Raw genomic sequence first — 17,657 nt, 5'->3', positions numbered from 1 at the left:
CAACGCGCCGTCCGGTGGGGCATCCGGGCGGCGCGTTGTCGTTTCAGCGCCTATTTTGTTTCGGCGCTCAGCGCGTCTGCGGCTCGATCGTCACCGTGCAGTCGCCCTGCCCTTGCGTCGCGACCACGATATTCCCCGCGGCAGTGCCGAGCGCAATCGGCGCCGAAGAGCCGCCGCCGGGCATCTGAACCGTCACGCTCAGGGAATCCATGCGCGCGGTCGAGCCAACGGTCGAAGGTTCCGCCTGGGCGACATTGCCCGAGGCGTCACGCCGCATGATCTGGCAGTTCACATTGCTTCCGCCGGCTGCCGCCATGCTCGACGACGCGCTGCCGCCCATCTGCGCGCGGGCGCGCGACGGATCGCGCGGCACCTGGCTGACGATGCGATGGGTGCGCGGCTCCACGATGACGACGTCGTCCTCCGTGGCAAAGTACTCGTAGTCCCGATATTGCGGCTCGATCGAGACGATCTCGGGCGGAAGCCGATGGAGACGCACGCGCGAGGGAATGGTCTCGCCGACCCGGATCGAGATGTTCAGATTGCGCTCCGGCTGCGCGAGGCGCGCGCGGCTCACGGTTTCGGAGATCCGCACCTGCCTCTCGGTCGTCACCTGGGCCTGCTGATTGACTTGCGTGTTGGTCTGCGTGGTCTGGTTGGCCTGATTGGTTTGCGTGCCCGTGGAGCCGGGCGCGGTCTGTGCATTGTTGGTCGGAGCCGTGCGGCTGGTATCCGTCGCGGTGGCCGGCCGGTTGTTCTGTTGCGCCGGCGGCTGCTGCTCGGCGGCATTGCGCGGCGGCTGGGTCTGGTTACGCTCGTTCTGGTTGGCTGTCGCTCCCGTGCGCTCGTTCTGCTGGCCAGCCGCGCCCGCCGGCCCCGTCTTGGATTTCTCGGAGTCTGCGGTTGATTTCTGCGGCGCAGACTTGTCCTGCTTGGTATCGGCGCTGCTCTTGCTGTCGCGTCCCGGCTTGATGCTCTCCGCCTCCCGGTTGCGATCACGCGAAGGTTCGCGAGATTCTTGTGCCTGATCCTTCCCCTTCGGCTGATTGCGCTCGGCAGAACTGGCCGGCTGGCGCTTGTCGTCGTTCGCCTCCTGCTTGGCAGCGCCGCCCTTCTCTTCGCGGCCCGCGCCCTGCAGTCGTTCTTGAGCGCCCTGCGCGCGCTCCTGAACACGTTCCTGGGCTCCGCCGCGCTGCGGACCGGCGCCCTTCGCCGGTTCCTCGGTCCGTCTTGGTTCGTCCCTGCGCTCGCCGGGCGCCTGGGCGTAGGCAACTCCGGAAGCAAGCATCAGTCCGATAGCAGCAGTCGATAACATCAAGTGCCGGCGCATGATCCCTCTCCTCGAAAATCACAACAACAGACGCGAACGTTCTGTGGGTGCGAAGGTTCCTGAGCAGGAACGAGGAAGGATCAGGCCTACATCGCGTCCTTCAGTGTGAGGCGAGCCGTGAATGTCACCGTGGTCTTGCCGACCAGCGCCATGCCGTCGACTTCCGCACCGCCGGGAAAATAGACGCCGGAAAAGCCGCAGGTGACCTCCCGGCCGCCGAATGCGAGCGTCCTTCCGACCGCCTCGGTGTGCTGGTTGACGATCATGTCGCCCCGCCACTTGCCGTTACGGAAGGTGTAGCTGCCGCTGTAGTAGAAGTAGCTGTCGCCGCCCATGATGCGGCCGTCGCAGAGCACGACCACGCCCCTGGCCTGCCCGCGCTTGCCGTCGCGCATCTCGATGTCGAAGATGTAGAGGCCGTTGACGACCCGGGCCTCCTCACCCGCTTCCGCCTCATCGCCAGCCGTCATCCGATCATCCCCACCCGATCCGCTGCTCCGATCAGTTCGGTACGTTCCGCTCGAGATCCTCGAGCCATGCCGCCGCGCTCGAATCCGAGGGCGCGCGCCAGTCGCCGCGTGGCGACAGCGAGCCGCCGGCCGAGACCTTCGGCCCGTTCGGCATGGCCGAGCGCTTGAACTGGCTGAAGGCGAAGAAGCGGCGCAGGAACACGTCCAGCCAGCGGCGGATCTCCTTGAGATCATAGGCCTTGCGCCGGTCGCTGGGGAACGCCGGCGGCCATTCCCCCTTGGCAACGTCCTTCCACGCCTGGAGCGCCATGAAGGCGATCTTGGACGGCCGCATGCCGAAGCGCAGCGTATAGAACAGGTTGAAATCCTGCAGCTCGTAAGGTCCGACGGACGCTTCCGTGCTCTGCGGCTTCTGGCCGGCCTCGACCGGCACGAGCTCGGGCGAGATTTCGGCCGCCAGGATCGAGCCGAGCGTCCGGTTGACGTCGTCGCTGAATTGTTTTGAGGAGATCACCCAGCGGATCAGATGCTGGATCAGCGTCTTCGGCACGCCGGCGTTGACGTTGTAATGCGCCATCTGGTCGCCGACACCATAGGTGCACCAGCCGAGCGCAAGCTCGGAGAGATCGCCGGTCCCGATCACGATGCCGCCGTGATGGTTGGCGAGCCGGAACAGATAGTCCGTGCGCAGGCCCGCCTGCACGTTCTCGAAGGTGACGTCGTAGACCTTCTCGCCCTTGCCGAAGGGATGGCCGATATCCTTCAGCATCTGCGTCGCCGTGGTGCGGATGTCGAGCTCCTGCCAGCTCGTCTGCAGCGCCTTCATCAGCGCGAGCGCGTTGGTCTTGCTCTCGCTGCCGGTGGCAAAGCCGGGCATGGTGTAGGCCAGGATGTTCTCACGCGGCAGACCGAGCAGGTCGACCGCCTTGGCGGCGACGATCAGGGCATGGGTGGAATCGAGGCCGCCCGACACGCCGATCACGACGCGCTTGGTGCCGGTGGCGCGCATGCGCTGCACCAGCCCGGCGACCTGGATGTTGTAGGCCTCGTAGCAGTCCTGCTCGAGCAGGCTCTCATCGCTCGGCACGAACGGAAAGCGCTCGACCTTGCGCAGGAAGCCGATATCGGCCGCCGGCGGCTTCAGAGCAAATGTCACCTTGCGGAAAAATGCCTCGCGCTGCCGCCTGTTGTCGTCGAACGTTCCCATCAGCGCGCGTTCCTGCCTGAGCAGGTCGAGATCGACGTCGGCCAGCGTGATCTGGCCGCCCTGGCGGAACCGCTCGCCCTCAGCCAGCAGCACGCCGTTCTCGTAGATCGAGGTCTGGCCGTCCCAGGCGAGATCGGTGGTGGATTCCCCAGCCCCCGCTGCGGAATAGACGTAAGCTGCGAGGCAGCGCGCCGAGGTCGATTGGCACAGCAACGCGCGCGAGCGCGCCCGGCCGATCGTGATCGGACTGCCCGAGAGGTTGATCAGCACGCTCGCGCCCGCAAGCGCGAGCTCCGAGGCCGGCGTCACCGGGATCCACATGTCCTCGCAGATCTCGACGCCGATGGTGAGGCCCGGAACGTCCTCGGCCGCGAACAGGAGATCCACGCCGAACGGCGCGTTCATGCCGCCAAAGGCGATGGTCTCGCCGGCGATGCCGGCGCCGGAGGCGAAATGCCGACCCTCGTAGAACTCGCGATAGGTCGGCAAGTAAGATTTCGGCACGACGCCGAGGACGTTGCCGCGATGAATGACGACTGCGCAGTTGTAGATGCGATTGCCAAAGCGCAGCGGCGCCCCGACGATCAGGACCGTCATCAGCCCCGCGGAGGCCTCAACGATCCCTGCCAGCCCGCGCTCGACCGCATCGAGCAGCGGATCCTGCTTCACCAGGTCCTCGATGGCATAACCGCACAGGCACAGCTCGGGAAACACGGCAACCGCGACCGACTGCTCATGGCAGGCATTGGCCGCCGCCAGGACGGCTTTCGCATTGGCCGTAGGATCGGCGACCTGGGAGGTGGTCACGCAGGCCGCCACGCGCGCAAATCCCTGGGCGTAAATCGAGTGGAAAGTCATCGAGCGCAGCACCCTTAAGTCTCTTGCCGGCGGCCGCCGCCGTCAGCTCCGGTCATATGTAGCCCATCGGTCTGGCCCCGTGCAGGCCATCCGGCATCATGCATAACGGATTTGCGCCCCGGCCGGTCCTATGCCGGCGAGCTCAGGCGCTGCGGGCCAGCACGCCGGGCAGATCGCTGCGCAGCCACCCGGCGATCCGGGGCCAGGCATGCGCATGGGTGCGCGCGCCCATGAACAGGCCGAGATGGTTGCTGGGCTCGGACGCAGCCGCGATGAAGGCTGGTGGTGTGCCGACGAGCCCGGCGGTGGCGAGCGCTTGCGTCGCCGGCACCACATCGTCGTCGAGCCCGGCGAGCAGGAAGATCGGCGCCCTGACGTCCTTCAAATCGATCGGGCGGCCGAGCGCGACGAAACTGCCCTCGGCGATCCGGTTCTTCCGGAAAATCGCGTTGACGATCTCGAGATAATAAGTGCCCGGCAGGTTGAGCGTCTCGGCGTTCCAATGGTCGAACCGCGCCAGAAGCTCAGTGCCCTGCTCGTCCGAGAGATCCCGCTGCAATGCCGCCACGATAGCATCGTGGTCAGGCGCTTTGGACCAGAAGCGCAGCATCTCCTCGCCGCTGACATTGCCGCCGCCGCGCGCGACGAGCTGGTCATAGACCAGCTCGGGTGCGTTACGGGCGAGCCGGGACAGCGAGGACTCGATCGACAGGTCCACGGGAGCACCGACCAGGACCACCCGCCGCACCTTGGCTGGAAAGCGCGCGGCATAGAGCAGCGACAGCCATCCGCCCTGGCACAGCCCGACGAGATCGACCGGCGCGCCGATCTCGTCGATGGCGACGTTGAGATCCGAAAGATAGCTGTCGATCGAGAGATAGCGCATGTCAGGCGTCGCCGACCGCCAGTCGGTGAGATAGACCCGGTCGATGCCGCCATTTTGCAGCGACTGCACCACGCTGTGGCCCGGGGCGAAATCGGCGATCAGGGCCCGGTGCAGCGCATAGGGCGCGCAGACCAGCGCCGGCTGGCCGGACCGGGTCTGCGAGCAATCGCGCAAGCGCATCGTTGCGAGCTCCAGCGCAACGCGGCTCGGCGTCGTCCATGGCAGGCTGCTGTCACCCTGTTTCTCGGGTGCCCGCTCCAGCCACCAGAAGCAGGCATCCATGGCGAACTGCGCCGCGGCGAACGGCCAGAGCCGCGGATCATCGGGGGCCTGCCCTGGCCCGCGTGGCGGTTTGGCGGTCTTGTCCACCATGGCTACCTCGACATCCTCACAGAAACGCCTCGAGGCTCACGACGGCAATGCCGAGGTCCCGAAAACTCCGATGGGTCGCCGCGACCGAGCCGTCGAGATCGATACCGCGACAGGCATCCTCGATGACGGCGACCTCCAGCCCCGCCTTGCGCGCATCTTCCGCCGAGAAGCGGACGCAGAAGTCCAGCGCCAGGCCGGCGACAAAGACGGTCTTCAGCTCGCGTTCGCGCAAATAACCAAGCAGCCCGGTCGGTGTCCGATGGTCGTTCTCGAACAACGCCGAATAGGAATCGATGCCGCGGCGAAAGCCCTTGCGCACGACGAGGCTCGCTTGCGTCACGTCGAGATCGCGATGAAATTCCGCGCCGGCCGTACCCTGCACGCAATGCGTCGGCCAGAGCACCTGCGGTCCGTAGTCGAGCTCGATGGTCTGGAACGGCTGCTTGCCGGCATGGTTCGGCGCGAACGAGGCGTGGTCGCTCGGATGCCAGTCCTGCGTCAGCACCACATTGGCGAATTTTTGGGCGATCCTGTTGATGGCGGGGACGACCTTCTCGCCACCGGGAACGGCGAGCGCCCCACCGGTGCAGAAGTCGTTCTGTACGTCGATCACCAGCAGCACGTCGCGGTCGGAAATCTTCATCGCCGTCCCATTCGATCTGCCGGGCGCGAGGGCACCGGGCGAGCCAGCTCAGTGTCGGCCTTCCCGCGCTGCTTCGCAACCACTGGCGCGCGCGGCAGCTGCGCGAATTGGTCAGTGCAAGCAGCCACGATGCAACGGTTTGACCTCGTCCGTGTTGACTAGGCGCACCCAAGGGCAGATTCTCGCACCGCCCGCGCCAGGCGGATCGGGTCGAAGGAGCGGAGGACAGGGCTGCCAGGGCCTGAAGGTCGTGGCGGCGATGAGGCCATGAATATCGGCAAGACCGGAAAAATTCTTCTCGCCGATATCGGCGGCACCAATGCGCGCTTCGCGCTGAGCCCGAGCGGTCAGACCGGACCGATCGACTATGTCAAGGTCGCGGACTTCCCGACCGTCCGCGAAGCCATCGCGGACGTGCTGGCGCGCCGGTCGAACGGCGAGCGGCCCCATCGCGCGGTGCTGGCCGTGGCGGGTCCCGTCACCAACAATCGCTGCGTCATGACCAACAGCCCCTGGGTCATCGACGGCAACGAGCTGCAGGGCGCGCTCGGCTTCGACAGCGTCCATGTGCTGAACGATTTCGAGGTGGTGGCCTGGTCCCTGCCCGCCTTGGAGTCTTCCGACCTGGTCCCGCTCGGCGGCGGCGACGGCTTGCCCGGAGAGCCGTTGCTGGTCGTAGGGCCCGGAACCGGATTTGGTGTCTCCTGCCTGGTCGACCGCCATGGTTCGCGAGTGGCCGTCGTCACGGAGGCCGGACATGCGACCCTGCCAGCCGAGAACGAGCGCGAGGAGCGCATGATCGCCTGCCTGCGCCGGCGCCTCGGCCATGTCTCCATCGAGCGTGGCGCCCTCTCGGGTTCCGGGCTGCAGAACCTCTACGAGGCGCTGGCCGAGATCGATGGCGTTCAGGTGCCGCATCGCGATGCCGCCGCGATCACCAAGGCTGCACTGGAGAACAGCTGTCCGGTCAGCCGCGCGACGCTGGAGACGTTTTGCGCCATCCTCGGCTCGGTCGCCGGCAATCTCGCGGTGACTTTCGGCGCCCGCGGCGGCGTCTATATCGCCGGCGGAATCGTGCCGCGCTTCCGCGAGTTCCTCGCCGCCTCGGCGTTCCGGGCGCGCTTCGAAGCCAAGGGACGGTTTCAGGACTATTTGCGCAACATCCCGACCAGGCTTGTGATCAAGCCCGATGCGAGCTTCCTCGGCCTGACGATGTTTGCCGAGCACAATCCTGGCTGAGGGCGACCTCCGCGCGGCGAGTTCCCGTCATGCACAGCTGATTGGGCGACACCTGCAGTTCCACGCAGGTTCGTGCTTGCCTGCGTGTTCCCGATGAGAAACAATCTCCCCGTGTGTGGCGTAGTTGCGGGGGGCGTGACATGCGTAAACAGGACTCGGGTTTCGACTATCACCGCTATCACCGCCTGTTGCGCGAAGCGGACAGCGAAGACAAACGGCTGGCGCTCATCGAGCTCCTGATCGAGGAAAAGGCCCGCGACCAGCTGGCTGCCCAGCGCGCTTCGGACCGCGCGGCCATGACGGCTCACACCATTGCCAGGGTGCTGAGGAACGGCCGCAACCCTGCCGGTTGAGCCCCTCTCCGCCCATGCGCCAAAGGCGCGATCGGTCAGCTCGGGATTTTGGCTGACGGCTCGGGAAACATGGAATCGATCATTGCCTTGAGCTGATCCATCGCGATCGGCTTGCGCAGGATCGGCCTGCGCCGAAGCAGGGACGGCAGTAGCTCCGGACCGTAGCCCGTGGCGAACAGAAACGGCTTTCCGCGACGTTCGATCAGGTCGGCGACGGGATCGACATAGACGCCCATCAGATTGATGTCGAGGATGGCCAGATCGTACTGCGCGGTCATGGCAAAGGCGCTGGCGTCGCGCACATTGTCTGCCTCCGCAACGACGTGGTGGCCAAGCTCCTCCACCATGTCGGCGATCATCATCCGGATCAACGCCTCGTCTTCGACCAGGAAAACGGAGAGTCCGTCCGCCATATCAACCCCGCAATCAGCCTTGCGAAGCTAAGCATAACCGAATTGCGCTGTGGATACACGAATTCGTGGCGGGCGCCGTTAATTCAGACGCGCCCGAACCGATTCAACTTGATCAATCCAGCCCGCGCTCGTGGCTGAGGCGCACCATCTCCTGGATGAACACCTGCTTCTGCTTGTCGTCGAGGCTCGAAAAGAGCGGCTCGGCGGCGTCGGCGACGTTGCGCTGATCGGCGGCGCGATCGATCAGGAACTGGGCCTCGTTGCGCATCTGCTCGATGATGTCGTCGGGCGGATCGCGCTTGGCGCGTGCAATCCGCAGGTTGAGCCGCTCTGCGCCATTATGCCCGAGGTAGTGCATCGCGCTGGAGAATCCGTACCAGTGCTTTTCCTGATCCGGCGTGAGGTTCAGCTGGCTCTTGATCCGCTCGATGTAGGAATCGCTGTTGGCGACGATCTGCTCGGCGGTCAGCTGCGGCGCGCCGGGCTGAGTCAGAACCGTGACTTCCTTGTTGTCCTTGCCCTTGTTTTCCTGCGGCGCGTTCTTCGCCTCCTTGGTCGCCTTGGCGCCCTTGCCCTTGGCGCTCTTGGCATCCTTGTCCTTGGCCCCGCCCGGCTGCTTGGAATCCTTGGCCGCGTCCTTGCCGGCCTCCTTGGGAGGCGGCGCCTGATTGCTATTGTTGCCGACGCCGAGCACGCCGGTGAAGACGCCGACCACGCCGCCGATGGCTCCGCCGAGCACGCCGCCGACCGGACCTGCCGCCTTGTTTCCGGCCGCCGCGCCTTCCTGAACGCCCTTGACGAGACCTTGAGCATTCGCCACCGCGGCTGCCCCGAGCAACAGCGCGAGCACGGACCCCAGCGCCAGGCATCGCCGCAGGTGAAGCCGCGCGAGTGGCGCCGGTTTGATCATTCTCGTCTCCATCATCGATCTCGCCATTCAGCGGGAGTCAGCAGCCAGGCGCAACTCTATCGTTTCCGCCGCTTCGAGGTCCAGACGCGGCCGATTGCTGTCCACGCCCGAAAAGGCTTTCACGCGAAGCGTTTATCCAAACTGCGGCGTAAATGCGCACGGCAGCGTTTGAGACCGTTTGGCGTGAAGTGTGCGTCGCAAAAAACACCGTGCGCCGCGCCTGCAGCCGCGTCGCTCGCCACGCGTTGCGACGTTTCCGGGCACACCATTAGTTTTAGACGCGAAGCCATTCGGCTTTCTCGACAGATGCGATCAATCATGATCTGATCGCGCTACCAATTTGCCGCGACCTGCGTGAATTGCCTCACGCCTGCCGACGGCACCAACAAGAAAATCGAGCAACAAGAACTCAAGAAAGAAGTCTCAGAGGAAACTCCAACAACAACACCCAAGCGAGGAAACGAGATGTCACGCAAGACACTGACGCGACGTCAATTTGTGGCTGCCACTGCAATGTCCTCCGCGGCGCTGATCTCGGCGCCCTATGTCCGGGGCGCTTACGCCGCCGGCAAGCTCTCGATCGGCTTCTGGGACCATTGGGTGCCGAATGCCAACGACGCCTCCACCGCCATGGTCAAAGCATGGGGCGAAAAGGAGAAGGTCGACGTCTCGATCGACTACATCACCAGCAACAACAACAAGATCCAGCTCACGGTCGCAGCCGAGGCACAGGCGAAATCCGGCCACGACATCCTGCAGATGCCGACCTGGTGGCCGCACGCCTACGCCGAAAGCCTCGAGCCGTTGAACGACGTCATGGAGCCGCTCATCAAGCAGAACGGCGAGGTCAACGGCACCGTCAAATATCTCGGCCAGGCCGGCGGCAAGTGGCTCGCCGTTCCCGCAATCCCGGGAAGCCAGATCAAGGGGCCCTGCTCACGCATCGACCTGATGAAGAAGCATGCCGGCATCGACGTGCAGGAATTGTACCCTGCCGGCGCGCCCGCAAAGGCGGACAATTGGACGTTGGAGACCTTCCTCAAGGCGGCCGAGGCCTGCCACAAGGGCGGCGTGCCGTTCGGGATCGGCCTCGGCGAAACCACCGACAGCGTCGACACGGCAGGAGCGATCTTCCAGTCGTTCGGTGCCGAGCTCGTCAACGCCAAGGGCGACGTCACGGTGAAGACCGATGCGGTTCGTCAGGCGCTCGAATATTACAAGAGGCTGATCGCCTTCCTGCCGCCGGACGCTCCGTCCTGGGACGACGCCTCGAACAACAAATGGCTGATCTCGGGCCGCGGCGCGATGATCCTGAATCCGCCGAGCGCCTGGGCGGTCGCAAGGCGCGACGCGCCGCAAATCGCCGAGCAGTGCTGGACCCACGGCATGCCGTCAGGGCCCAAGGGCCGCTTCGCGCCCTACCTGCCGTACTTCTGGGGGCTCTGGAGCTTCAGCAAGAACAAGGAAGCGGCCAAGAGCCTCCTCGCCTACCTGTCGCAGCCGTCGTCGATCGAAAAGTTCGTCGCGGCGAGCGGCGGCTACGATCTGCCCGCCTACGCCAACATGACGACGCTGAAGACCTGGGCGGAGGAAGGGCCGCCGAAGGGGACGCTGTATCACTATCCGAACCCCAACAACCATCAGACGCTGTCGATCGCGGCGTCTCCGGCGCCGCCCAAGATCGCGCAGCAGATCTACTTCCAGGCGACGTTGACCAAGATGGCGCTGCGCTATGCGCAGGGCGAAAAGATGGAGGCCACGCTCGCCTGGGCCGAAGGCGAGTGCGAGGGCTTCATGCGGAGTTGATGCCGGGCGTGTGCCAGGCGGCTCACGCTTGAGGCGTGAGCCGCCACGCATCGCGTGCCGCCAATCGAGGAAGCCGGCCGACCGGGCCGGCTTCGCCAGTCGACAATTTCCGAGAAAGCTACGCCATGGCCGATGTCGTCGTTGAGCAAGGTCAAGCGGTCCGTGCGGCGCGCGCGCGCAAGCCGGCCAGCCTTCGCAATGTCCTGGGACGAAAATCGACGGTCGCGTTCTTCCTGACGCTGCCGCTGATCCTGCTGATAGCGCTTCTGGTGCTCTATCCCGCCGTCTACTCCGTCCATCTCGCGACGCTGAACAAGTCGATGCAGAAGTTCGTCGGTTTCGGCAACTTCCTGTTCCTGTTCAAGCGCGACACCTTCTGGATGGTGGTGAAGCAATCCTGCATCTTTGCCGTCACGGCCGTGTTCTTCAAGGCGCTGATCGGATTCATCGTCGCCCATTTCGTGCACAACATTCCGGCCAAGGGGCAGCGCAAATGGCGCGGCATGCTGCTGGTGCCCTGGGTGATCCCGCCGGCGATGAGCACGCTGGCCTGGCTGTGGCTGTTCGATCCCTCCTACAGCGCCTTCAACTACACGCTCTCGTTCTTCGGCATCGGCCCGATCAACTGGCTCGGCGACAATGTGTGGGCGCGCTTTTCCGTCATCCTCGTCAACATCTGGTACGGCGCGCCGTTCTTCATGATCATGTATCTGGCCGCGCTGAAATCGGTGCCGGACCAGCTCTACGAGGCCGCGGCGATCGACGGCGCCAATTGGTGGCAGAAGATCTGGTACATCACGCTGCCGATGATGCGGAACATCATCGCGATCACGGCGCTGTTCTCGCTGATCGTGACCTTCGCCAATTTCGACATCGTCCGCATCCTGACCTCGGGCGGCCCGCTCGACCAGACGCATATCTTCGCCACCTGGGCCTTCAAGGTCGGCATCGAAGGCAGCGACATTCCGCTCGGCGCCAGCGTCTCGCTGTTCATGGTGCCGATCCTCGCCATCGCAGCGATTTTCATCCTGCGCGATGTCTCCAAACGCGGGAATGAAGCCTGATGAGCACGCTCGCAATCGACAAGGCCGGACCGTCGCGCAAGGTCAAGTATGGCAGCATGAGCCGGGACCGCGCCTGGGCGCTGCGCTGGTCCTATTTCTTCCTGGTGCTGTTCGCGATCTTCTTCCTGACGCCGCCGATCTACATGCTGATCACCTCGCTCAAGAGCAGCGCGGAGATATCGGCGGCGACCAATCCCTGGTGGGTGTTTCACCCCACCTTGTCGAACTATGTCGAGCTCCTGACCTCCAACCAGTTCCTGCGCTTCTTCTGGAATTCGTCGGTCGTCTCGCTCGCGGTCGTCCTCGTGACCATGCTGATCAGCGTTCCCGCGGCATTCGCGCTGGCGCGCATGAAGTTCTGGGGCTCGACGACGCTGGCAACCGGCGTCTTCCTCACCTACCTCATCCCGGACAGCCTGTTGTTCATCCCGCTGTTCAAGATGCTGGCGTTGGTCCAGGACTACACCGGCGTCACGCTGCTCAACAGATGGTACGTGCTGCTGTTCATCTATCCGACCCTGACGGTGCCGTTCTGCACCTGGATCATGATCGGCTATTTCGCCTCGATCCCGAAGGAGCTCGATGAAGCCGCGCTGATCGACGGCGCCTCCTGGCTGCAGACGCTGACACGGATCTTCATCCCGGTGGCGCTGCCCGGGCTGATCGCCGCGACCATCTTCGCCTTCACGGTGTCCTGGGCGCAGTTCCTCTATCCCCTGGTGTTCACGACGTCGGTCGACCAGCTCGTGCTGCCGGTGGGCATCACCACCACCCTGATCAAGGGCGACGTCTTCAACTGGGGACAGATCATGACCGGTGCGCTGCTCGGCGCCGCGCCGCCGCTGATCATCTACGCATTCCTGATGGACTACTACATTGCCGGCCTGACCGCCGGCGCGACAAAGGGTTGATGACGAGGAGCTGAAGTTCGATGGCTGACGTTGCTTTGCGGAAGGTTGTCAAGCGTTACGACGATGTCGAAGCCGTGCGCGGCATCGACCTCGACATCGCCGACCATGAGTTCATCGTGCTGGTCGGCCCCTCCGGCTGCGGCAAGTCGACCACGCTGCGCATGATCGCGGGCCTCGAGGACATCAGCGACGGCGACATCATGATCGGCGGCGACGTCGTCAACGACGTGCCGCCGAAGGACCGCGACATCGCCATGGTGTTCCAGAACTACGCGCTGTATCCGCACATGACGGTCGCCGAGAACATGTCGTTCGGGCTGCGCCTCAAGCACTACCCCAAGGCCGAGATCAAGGCCCGGGTGACCGAAGCCGCCCGGCTTCTCGACATCACCGACCTGATCGACCGCAAGCCGAAGCAGCTCTCCGGCGGCCAGCGCCAGCGCGTCGCCATGGGCCGCGCCATCGTGCGCAATCCCAAGGTCTTCCTGTTCGACGAGCCGCTGTCCAACCTCGACGCCAAGCTGCGCGTTCAGATGCGGATCGAGATCAAGAAGGTGCACCAGAAGGTGCGCACCACCACGGTCTACGTCACCCACGACCAGGTCGAGGCGATGACGCTGGCCGATCGCGTCGTCGTCATGAACAAGGGCAAGATCGAGCAGATCGGCACGCCGAACGAGCTCTATCACAAGCCGGCGACGCGCTTCGTGGCGGGCTTCATCGGCTCGCCCGCGATGAACTTCATTCCTTGCCGGCTCGAGGATGTCGCCGGCACGCTTCAGCTCCGCCTCACCGACCGCATCGCCTTCGCGCTGCCGCCGGCCCGTGCCGCGCGCTACAACGCGCTGTCGCGCACCGACAAGCTGCTGCTCGGCATCCGGCCCGAGCATCTCACCGAGTCGCATGCGCATCTGGGTCCAGGGGTCGAGACGTTCGACACCGTGCTCGACGTCACCGAGCCGATGGGGATGGAGACGCTGGTCTATTTCGGGCTCGACGGCACGCCGGTCTGCGGCCGCGTCGATCCCAATGCCGGCGCCAAGGACGGGGCACCCATGCGCCTGGCGATGGACCTCAACAACATGCACCTGCTAAATGAGGAGACCGGCGTCGTGCTATGACGCCGCCTCAAAAAGCGCAGGCAGGGAAGCGATGGCGACCAACAAGAAGAAGATTTTCGTTACACAAACCTTGTCGCAAGGGGCGCGTGCCCTCCTCACCCAGCGGGATGATATCGAGCTCGTCGAGTTTCCGAACCTGATCTCGGCCAGGGATTTCGAGGCGCTACTAAAGAGCCATGCGCCGGTTCATGGCGTGGCGCTCGGCGCCACCGCCTTCGGCGAGACCGAGCTCGAGGCCGCCCGCGACATGAAGGTGGTGACCCGCATCGGCGTCGGCTACGACGCCGTCGACGTGCCCGCCCTCTCCCGCCGCAAGGTGCCGCTGATGGTCGCCGGCAGCGCCAACTCGCCCTCGGTTGCGGAGGCGGCGCTGTTCATGATGCTGACGCTGGCCAAGCGCGCGCAGGAGCTGCATTCCTGCGTCAAGGAGGGCACCTGGGCCGACCGCCTCGGCATGCTGCCGTTCGACCTCTACGGCAAGACCGTGCTGATCATCGGCTTCGGCCGCATCGGCAGCCGCACCGCCAAGCGCTGTCTGGCGTTCGAGATGAAGGTGCAGGTCTATGATCCCTACAAGGCAGCCGCCGACATCAAGGCCGCCGGATGCGAGCCGGTCACCGACCTCGACGCCGCGCTGCCTCACGCCGACTTCGTCACCATCCACTGCCCGAAGACGCCGGAGACGGTCGGCCTGTTCGATGCCGACAGGATCGGCCGCATGAAGCCTAGATCCTACCTCATCAACACCGCGCGCGGCGGCATCGTGAAGGAAGCGGCGCTCTATGACGCACTGAAATCCGGAAAGCTCGCCGGCGCCGGCATCGACGTGTTCGAGGTGGAGCCGCCGCCGGTCAGCAACGCGCTGTTCGCGCTGCCCAACGTCATCATGGCCCCGCACGTCGCCGGCGTCACGGTCGAAGCGGTGAGCCGCATGAGCGAGCAGACCGCGCGCAATATCCTGAGCGTGCTGGACGGCGATCCCATCAGGCAGAACGTCATCAACCAGGACGTGCTGGGCTGATGCGACGAAGGTCGGCGGCTCATCCGCCCGCCTTCGGAACGCCAGAAAGCGTCCCATTTTGGTGCAGATCGGGCCCCAACTCAGCCTTAATCAAACGCGCGTAATGGGCTTGAAACGCGGCGGCGGTGGGACAGACTGGCCGGCGCGGCGAGCTGGAGGATGGACCCTTGTCAGAGATCGACCCGACCGACCACGCACTGGCGACCATCGCCAGTATCCTGGAGCACCCCGAGCCCGTTCTCGTCATTCGCCAGACCGAGACCGAAATCGTGGTCGCCGGAGAGCGTGAGCACGTCGCGTCTGACGAGCCGCCGATCGTGGACGAGCATCCGGTGATCGACGAGCATCCCGTGGTCGAGGAGCAGCCGCTGGTGCCCGAGCACACCGATGCCGACGGCTACAGCAAGGTCGGTCCGGGACCCATGGTCGCGATCCGTCTGAAGTGGACGGTCCATCGCGGCGATGACGGGCAGTACTACGTCCACGAGACCATCGGCGAGCAGTCCGCGCCCGTGGTCAGCGGTCCCATGACAAGCGAGGCCGCGGTGCGTTTCGTCGACACCCAGGAAGACGAGGCGCAGCGGCGCTTCGAAGAGCTGCGCAGCGAGATCGCCGGCCGCAGCTCGCTTGCCGACTACGAGCGCAAGGGCGAAGCGTAGGCCTCACTTCCTGCCGAGATAATCCTTCTTCACCAGCTCGACGCCGGCGTGCCGAAGCAGGTCGTAGGCGGTGGTGACGTGGAAGAAGAATTGCGGGACGCTGAACGTCAGCAGCAGCGCCCGCCCCGTGAACGGCAGCTCGGTGCCGTTCTTTAGCCTGAAGAAGACATTCCGTTCTGCCGCCGCATCGATCTCCGCGCGCGGCAAGCTCTCGATGAACTCGATCGACGTGGCGATGCGCGCCTGCAGCCCGGCCATGTCGTGCTCCAGCGCCGGCAGCGCCACCGGCTCGCACTGCGCCAGCAGAGCCGGCGCGACCGTGGCATGGCGGCACGCCTCGCCGACCTGCTGCGCCAGATCGTACATGTTGGGCGCAAGGCGCATGCCGAGCAGAATCGCCGGATTGAACTTGCGGGCCTGGGCATAAGCGACGCCCTTGTCGAGCAGTGCCGACAGGTTGCGCAAATTGGGCACGAACAGGCCGACGGAGACCTCGTACATCGAAATCGTCACCTCAAGGATTCCCTTCGATTTCTGCCTCGCCAGCGACGGGCATCTAGTCTAAATCCACGTCCGAACGGCTGTACAATGACAGCTCGCGCAGGGGTGGAAAAGAGATGATGGTCCGAATATCCGTTCGAGTCTTGGCGGCCTTGGCCGTGATGTTGCTGGCGAGCCTTTCGGCCCAAGCGCAGCAGGCGCCCTCGCGTCTCGACGAGATCGTCAAGCGCGGCAGCTTGCGCGTCGGCATGACCGGCGACTACAGGCCGTTCACCTATCTGGACAAGACCACGCAGCGTTTCTCCGGCTTCGACGTCGACATGGCGGAAGCGCTCGGCAAGGCGCTCGGGGTCAAGGTCGAATTCGTGCCGACGGCCTGGCCGAAGCTGATGAAGGATTTCGAATCCGACCAGTTCGACATCGCCATGGGCGGCGTGTCGGTGACGCTCGATCGCCAGAAGAAAGGCCTGTTCTCCACACCGATCATGCGCGAGGGCAAGACGCCGATCGCGCGCTGCGCCGATGTCGGCAAGTACCAGACGCTGCCCGACATCGACAAGAAGGGCACCCGCATCATCGTCAATCCCGGCGGCACCAACGAACGCTTCGCCCGCGCCAACATCAAGGAGGCCGAGATCACCGTCTTCCCAGACAATACCGTGATCTTCGACGAGATCGCCAAGGGCAATGCCGATCTGATGATGACGGACGCCTCCGAGACACGCTACCAGCAGAAGCAGCACGCCGGCGTGCTCTGCGCGGTGCATCCGGAAAAGCCGTTCGATTTTTCGGAGAAGGCCTATTGGATCCAGCGCGACATGGCGCTCAAGGCCTTCGTCGACCAGTGGCTGCACATTGCGATGGAAGACGGCACCTACAAGAAGATCTACGCGGCGTGGTTCGACTGACATGCGAACGGAATTGGCGCTTGCAATTGTGCTCGGGATCGGCGGGGTCGATGGCGCGCTTGCGCAAACGAAGTTCACACCCGCGACCGGGCCGACCTGCAAGGACGAGTCGACAGAGGAGCTCAGTCTGTGGACCTGCCCCGGGCCGGCCGGCTACGTGATCAGCTTTGCCGACGAAGGCAACATCGTATCGCTCACGATCGCGCCTCGGCGCGAAATCGAAAAGGTGTCCGGGCCGACCGCGCAATGGCGCGGTGCCGGCAAATCGTTTGGCGAGAAGGTGCAATGGATCATGCGTGCCGGCGTCCCAAGGGCCGCCGTGATCCGCACTTGGCGAACGGTCGACGAGGATGAGAAGAAGCTCCAGGAGCTCTCCGTGTTCGCGATCAATGGCGCTAATGCCTGCCTCGTGGATTCGGTCGATATCCATGCCGACAGGGCGAATGATGTAGCTCTGGCCCGCGCCCAAAGGGCGGCGAGCGAGGGATGTCCGCGGAAGTAGACGCGGCGCGCTGATCCCGATCGCAGTCTGCACCGAATTGGACCAGGCGTGGTCACTGTCCAATTCTGGACCGAGTTCGGCGTTATTGAACCAAGGTCCGTGCGAGCACGACACATACCGAGAACAGTGATCTAGATCACTTTTTGCAATTGAGCCGGCGCGTATGCGTTGGTGCGGGGACCACCTGTTCAGGAGACGGAAATGAGGAAGCTGTTGGCCACGGCCGCATTCCTTCTGGCGAGCACCGCCGCGCAGGCGCAGTACACGTTCGAATATGGCGGGCGCACCATCCGCATCGATCCCGACCGCGGCACGGTGCAGATCCCCGGCGTCTACGACAACACCGGCCAGAACAAGCAGAAGAAGGCCAAGAAGAACGAGACGGCGCCGCAGCAGGCCACGGTCGACCCGCAAGCGCCGGCTGCTCCGGCACCAGCTCCCGCGCCTGCTGCGCCGCCCGCAGCCGTACAGGCGCCCGCTTCT

General features: G+C 64.7%; 18 protein-coding genes and 1 pseudogene. 11 read left to right on the top strand and 8 right to left on the bottom strand.

Annotated features, from left to right (window positions below; translation table 11 throughout):
* Window positions 1-67: 67 nt before the first annotated feature.
* The 5 genes from XI05_RS00095 to pncA all read right to left on the bottom strand — a co-directional run bounded on the left by XI05_RS00095 (window position 68) and on the right by pncA (window position 5,766).
* The gene (locus tag XI05_RS00095) at window positions 68-1,330 is read right to left on the bottom strand and encodes a DUF1236 domain-containing protein (RefSeq protein WP_271497680.1); all 1,263 of its coding nucleotides are present in this window, start codon (window positions 1,328-1,330) and stop codon (window positions 68-70) included.
* An 86-nt stretch (window positions 1,331-1,416) separates the two neighbouring features.
* Entirely contained in the window at window positions 1,417-1,800 is a 384-nt protein-coding gene (locus XI05_RS00090) for a GrlR family regulatory protein (protein ID WP_271497676.1), read from the bottom strand.
* 31 nt (window positions 1,801-1,831) lie between these two features.
* On the bottom strand, window positions 1,832-3,865 hold the full coding sequence (locus XI05_RS00085) for an NAD(+) synthase (RefSeq protein WP_271497673.1): 2,034 nt from the start codon (window positions 3,863-3,865) through the stop codon (window positions 1,832-1,834).
* Between the two features lie 142 nt (window positions 3,866-4,007).
* Entirely contained in the window at window positions 4,008-5,123 is a 1,116-nt protein-coding gene (locus tag XI05_RS00080; RefSeq protein ID WP_271497671.1) for an alpha/beta fold hydrolase, read from the bottom strand.
* A 16-nt stretch (window positions 5,124-5,139) separates the two neighbouring features.
* Window positions 5,140-5,766: a bifunctional nicotinamidase/pyrazinamidase gene (gene pncA / locus XI05_RS00075; protein WP_271497669.1), complete on the bottom strand. Its 627-nt coding sequence runs from the start codon at window positions 5,764-5,766 to the stop codon at window positions 5,140-5,142.
* 267 nt (window positions 5,767-6,033) lie between these two features.
* On the opposite strand from pncA, the gene glk reads away from it, so the two are divergent.
* The gene (gene glk, locus XI05_RS00070; RefSeq protein WP_271497666.1) at window positions 6,034-7,005 is read left to right on the top strand and encodes a glucokinase; all 972 of its coding nucleotides are present in this window, start codon (window positions 6,034-6,036) and stop codon (window positions 7,003-7,005) included.
* Between the two features lie 140 nt (window positions 7,006-7,145).
* A complete protein-coding gene (locus XI05_RS00065) occupies window positions 7,146-7,358 on the top strand; it encodes a hypothetical protein (protein ID WP_036039656.1) in 213 nt (70 codons plus the stop codon).
* Window positions 7,359-7,393: 35 nt separating this feature from the next.
* On the opposite strand, the gene XI05_RS00060 is transcribed toward XI05_RS00065, so the two are convergent.
* Entirely contained in the window at window positions 7,394-7,771 is a 378-nt protein-coding gene (locus XI05_RS00060) for a response regulator (RefSeq protein WP_172789622.1), read from the bottom strand.
* Between the two features lie 112 nt (window positions 7,772-7,883).
* Entirely contained in the window at window positions 7,884-8,681 is a 798-nt protein-coding gene (locus XI05_RS00055; protein WP_271497663.1) for a Spy/CpxP family protein refolding chaperone, read from the bottom strand.
* A gap of 465 nt (window positions 8,682-9,146) precedes the next feature.
* Here XI05_RS00055 and XI05_RS00050 point away from each other — a divergent pair, with 465 nt between their 5' ends.
* From XI05_RS00050 to XI05_RS00025, 6 genes are all read left to right on the top strand, one after another.
* Window positions 9,147-10,487, top strand: coding sequence for an ABC transporter substrate-binding protein (locus XI05_RS00050; protein ID WP_271497660.1), 1,341 nt, complete (start codon window positions 9,147-9,149; stop codon window positions 10,485-10,487).
* Between the two features lie 125 nt (window positions 10,488-10,612).
* Window positions 10,613-11,551, top strand: a complete 939-nt coding sequence (locus XI05_RS00045; RefSeq protein WP_172789619.1) for a carbohydrate ABC transporter permease — start codon at window positions 10,613-10,615, stop codon at window positions 11,549-11,551.
* Window positions 11,551-12,462: a carbohydrate ABC transporter permease gene (locus tag XI05_RS00040; RefSeq protein WP_271497657.1), complete on the top strand. Its 912-nt coding sequence runs from the start codon at window positions 11,551-11,553 to the stop codon at window positions 12,460-12,462. Before XI05_RS00045 ends, XI05_RS00040 begins: the two co-directional genes overlap by 1 nt.
* A gap of 20 nt (window positions 12,463-12,482) precedes the next feature.
* Window positions 12,483-13,583: an ABC transporter ATP-binding protein gene (locus tag XI05_RS00035; RefSeq protein WP_271497654.1), complete on the top strand. Its 1,101-nt coding sequence runs from the start codon at window positions 12,483-12,485 to the stop codon at window positions 13,581-13,583.
* A 31-nt stretch (window positions 13,584-13,614) separates the two neighbouring features.
* A complete protein-coding gene (locus XI05_RS00030; RefSeq protein WP_271497650.1) occupies window positions 13,615-14,604 on the top strand; it encodes a hydroxyacid dehydrogenase in 990 nt (329 codons plus the stop codon).
* A gap of 167 nt (window positions 14,605-14,771) precedes the next feature.
* Window positions 14,772-15,263 carry a hypothetical protein gene (locus tag XI05_RS00025; RefSeq protein ID WP_271497647.1) on the top strand — a complete coding sequence of 164 codons (492 nt, stop codon included), beginning with the start codon at window positions 14,772-14,774 and terminating at the stop codon, window positions 15,261-15,263.
* 3 nt (window positions 15,264-15,266) lie between these two features.
* On the opposite strand, the gene XI05_RS00020 is transcribed toward XI05_RS00025, so the two are convergent.
* Window positions 15,267-15,764 carry a DUF1993 domain-containing protein gene (locus XI05_RS00020; RefSeq protein ID WP_212257288.1) on the bottom strand — a complete coding sequence of 166 codons (498 nt, stop codon included), beginning with the start codon at window positions 15,762-15,764 and terminating at the stop codon, window positions 15,267-15,269.
* Window positions 15,765-15,880: 116 nt separating this feature from the next.
* Here XI05_RS00020 and XI05_RS00015 point away from each other — a divergent pair, with 116 nt between their 5' ends.
* From XI05_RS00015 to XI05_RS00005, 3 genes and pseudogenes are all read left to right on the top strand, one after another.
* Complete coding sequence (locus XI05_RS00015) at window positions 15,881-16,672, top strand: transporter substrate-binding domain-containing protein (protein WP_271497644.1); 792 nt, start codon at window positions 15,881-15,883, stop codon at window positions 16,670-16,672.
* A gap of 1 nt (window position 16,673) precedes the next feature.
* A complete protein-coding gene (locus tag XI05_RS00010) occupies window positions 16,674-17,174 on the top strand; it encodes a hypothetical protein (protein WP_271497641.1) in 501 nt (166 codons plus the stop codon).
* Window positions 17,175-17,375: 201 nt separating this feature from the next.
* Window positions 17,376-17,657, top strand: a pseudogene (locus tag XI05_RS00005) (DUF2147 domain-containing protein); the annotation flags it as partial.

The organism is Bradyrhizobium sp. CCBAU 11357 (genome assembly GCF_028128865.1).
In the GTDB taxonomy this organism is placed as follows: domain Bacteria; phylum Pseudomonadota; class Alphaproteobacteria; order Rhizobiales; family Xanthobacteraceae; genus Bradyrhizobium.
The sequence above is the reverse complement of the archived record's forward strand: the minus strand, read 5'-3'. Positions and strand labels throughout refer to the sequence as shown.

What these genes read in the sequence shown, in the direction of transcription:
- glk (WP_271497666.1), top strand. Translation starts at nt 6,034, where the DNA reads ATGAATATCGGCAAGACCGGAAAAATTCTTCTCGCCGATATCGGCGGC.
- XI05_RS00020 (WP_212257288.1), bottom strand. Translation starts at nt 15,764, where the DNA reads ATGTACGAGGTCTCCGTCGGCCTGTTCGTGCCCAATTTGCGCAACCTG.
- XI05_RS00085 (WP_271497673.1), bottom strand. Translation starts at nt 3,865, where the DNA reads ATGACTTTCCACTCGATTTACGCCCAGGGATTTGCGCGCGTGGCGGCC.
- XI05_RS00030 (WP_271497650.1), top strand. Translation starts at nt 13,615, where the DNA reads ATGGCGACCAACAAGAAGAAGATTTTCGTTACACAAACCTTGTCGCAA.
- XI05_RS00015 (WP_271497644.1), top strand. Translation starts at nt 15,881, where the DNA reads ATGATGGTCCGAATATCCGTTCGAGTCTTGGCGGCCTTGGCCGTGATG.
- XI05_RS00055 (WP_271497663.1), bottom strand. Translation starts at nt 8,681, where the DNA reads ATGATCAAACCGGCGCCACTCGCGCGGCTTCACCTGCGGCGATGCCTG.
- XI05_RS00065 (WP_036039656.1), top strand. Translation starts at nt 7,146, where the DNA reads ATGCGTAAACAGGACTCGGGTTTCGACTATCACCGCTATCACCGCCTG.
- XI05_RS00090 (WP_271497676.1), bottom strand. Translation starts at nt 1,800, where the DNA reads ATGACGGCTGGCGATGAGGCGGAAGCGGGTGAGGAGGCCCGGGTCGTC.
- XI05_RS00060 (WP_172789622.1), bottom strand. Translation starts at nt 7,771, where the DNA reads ATGGCGGACGGACTCTCCGTTTTCCTGGTCGAAGACGAGGCGTTGATC.
- XI05_RS00040 (WP_271497657.1), top strand. Translation starts at nt 11,551, where the DNA reads ATGAGCACGCTCGCAATCGACAAGGCCGGACCGTCGCGCAAGGTCAAG.
- XI05_RS00035 (WP_271497654.1), top strand. Translation starts at nt 12,483, where the DNA reads ATGGCTGACGTTGCTTTGCGGAAGGTTGTCAAGCGTTACGACGATGTC.
- XI05_RS00050 (WP_271497660.1), top strand. Translation starts at nt 9,147, where the DNA reads ATGTCACGCAAGACACTGACGCGACGTCAATTTGTGGCTGCCACTGCA.
- XI05_RS00095 (WP_271497680.1), bottom strand. Translation starts at nt 1,330, where the DNA reads ATGCGCCGGCACTTGATGTTATCGACTGCTGCTATCGGACTGATGCTT.
- XI05_RS00045 (WP_172789619.1), top strand. Translation starts at nt 10,613, where the DNA reads ATGGCCGATGTCGTCGTTGAGCAAGGTCAAGCGGTCCGTGCGGCGCGC.
- XI05_RS00010 (WP_271497641.1), top strand. Translation starts at nt 16,674, where the DNA reads ATGCGAACGGAATTGGCGCTTGCAATTGTGCTCGGGATCGGCGGGGTC.
- XI05_RS00080 (WP_271497671.1), bottom strand. Translation starts at nt 5,123, where the DNA reads ATGGTGGACAAGACCGCCAAACCGCCACGCGGGCCAGGGCAGGCCCCC.
- pncA (WP_271497669.1), bottom strand. Translation starts at nt 5,766, where the DNA reads ATGAAGATTTCCGACCGCGACGTGCTGCTGGTGATCGACGTACAGAAC.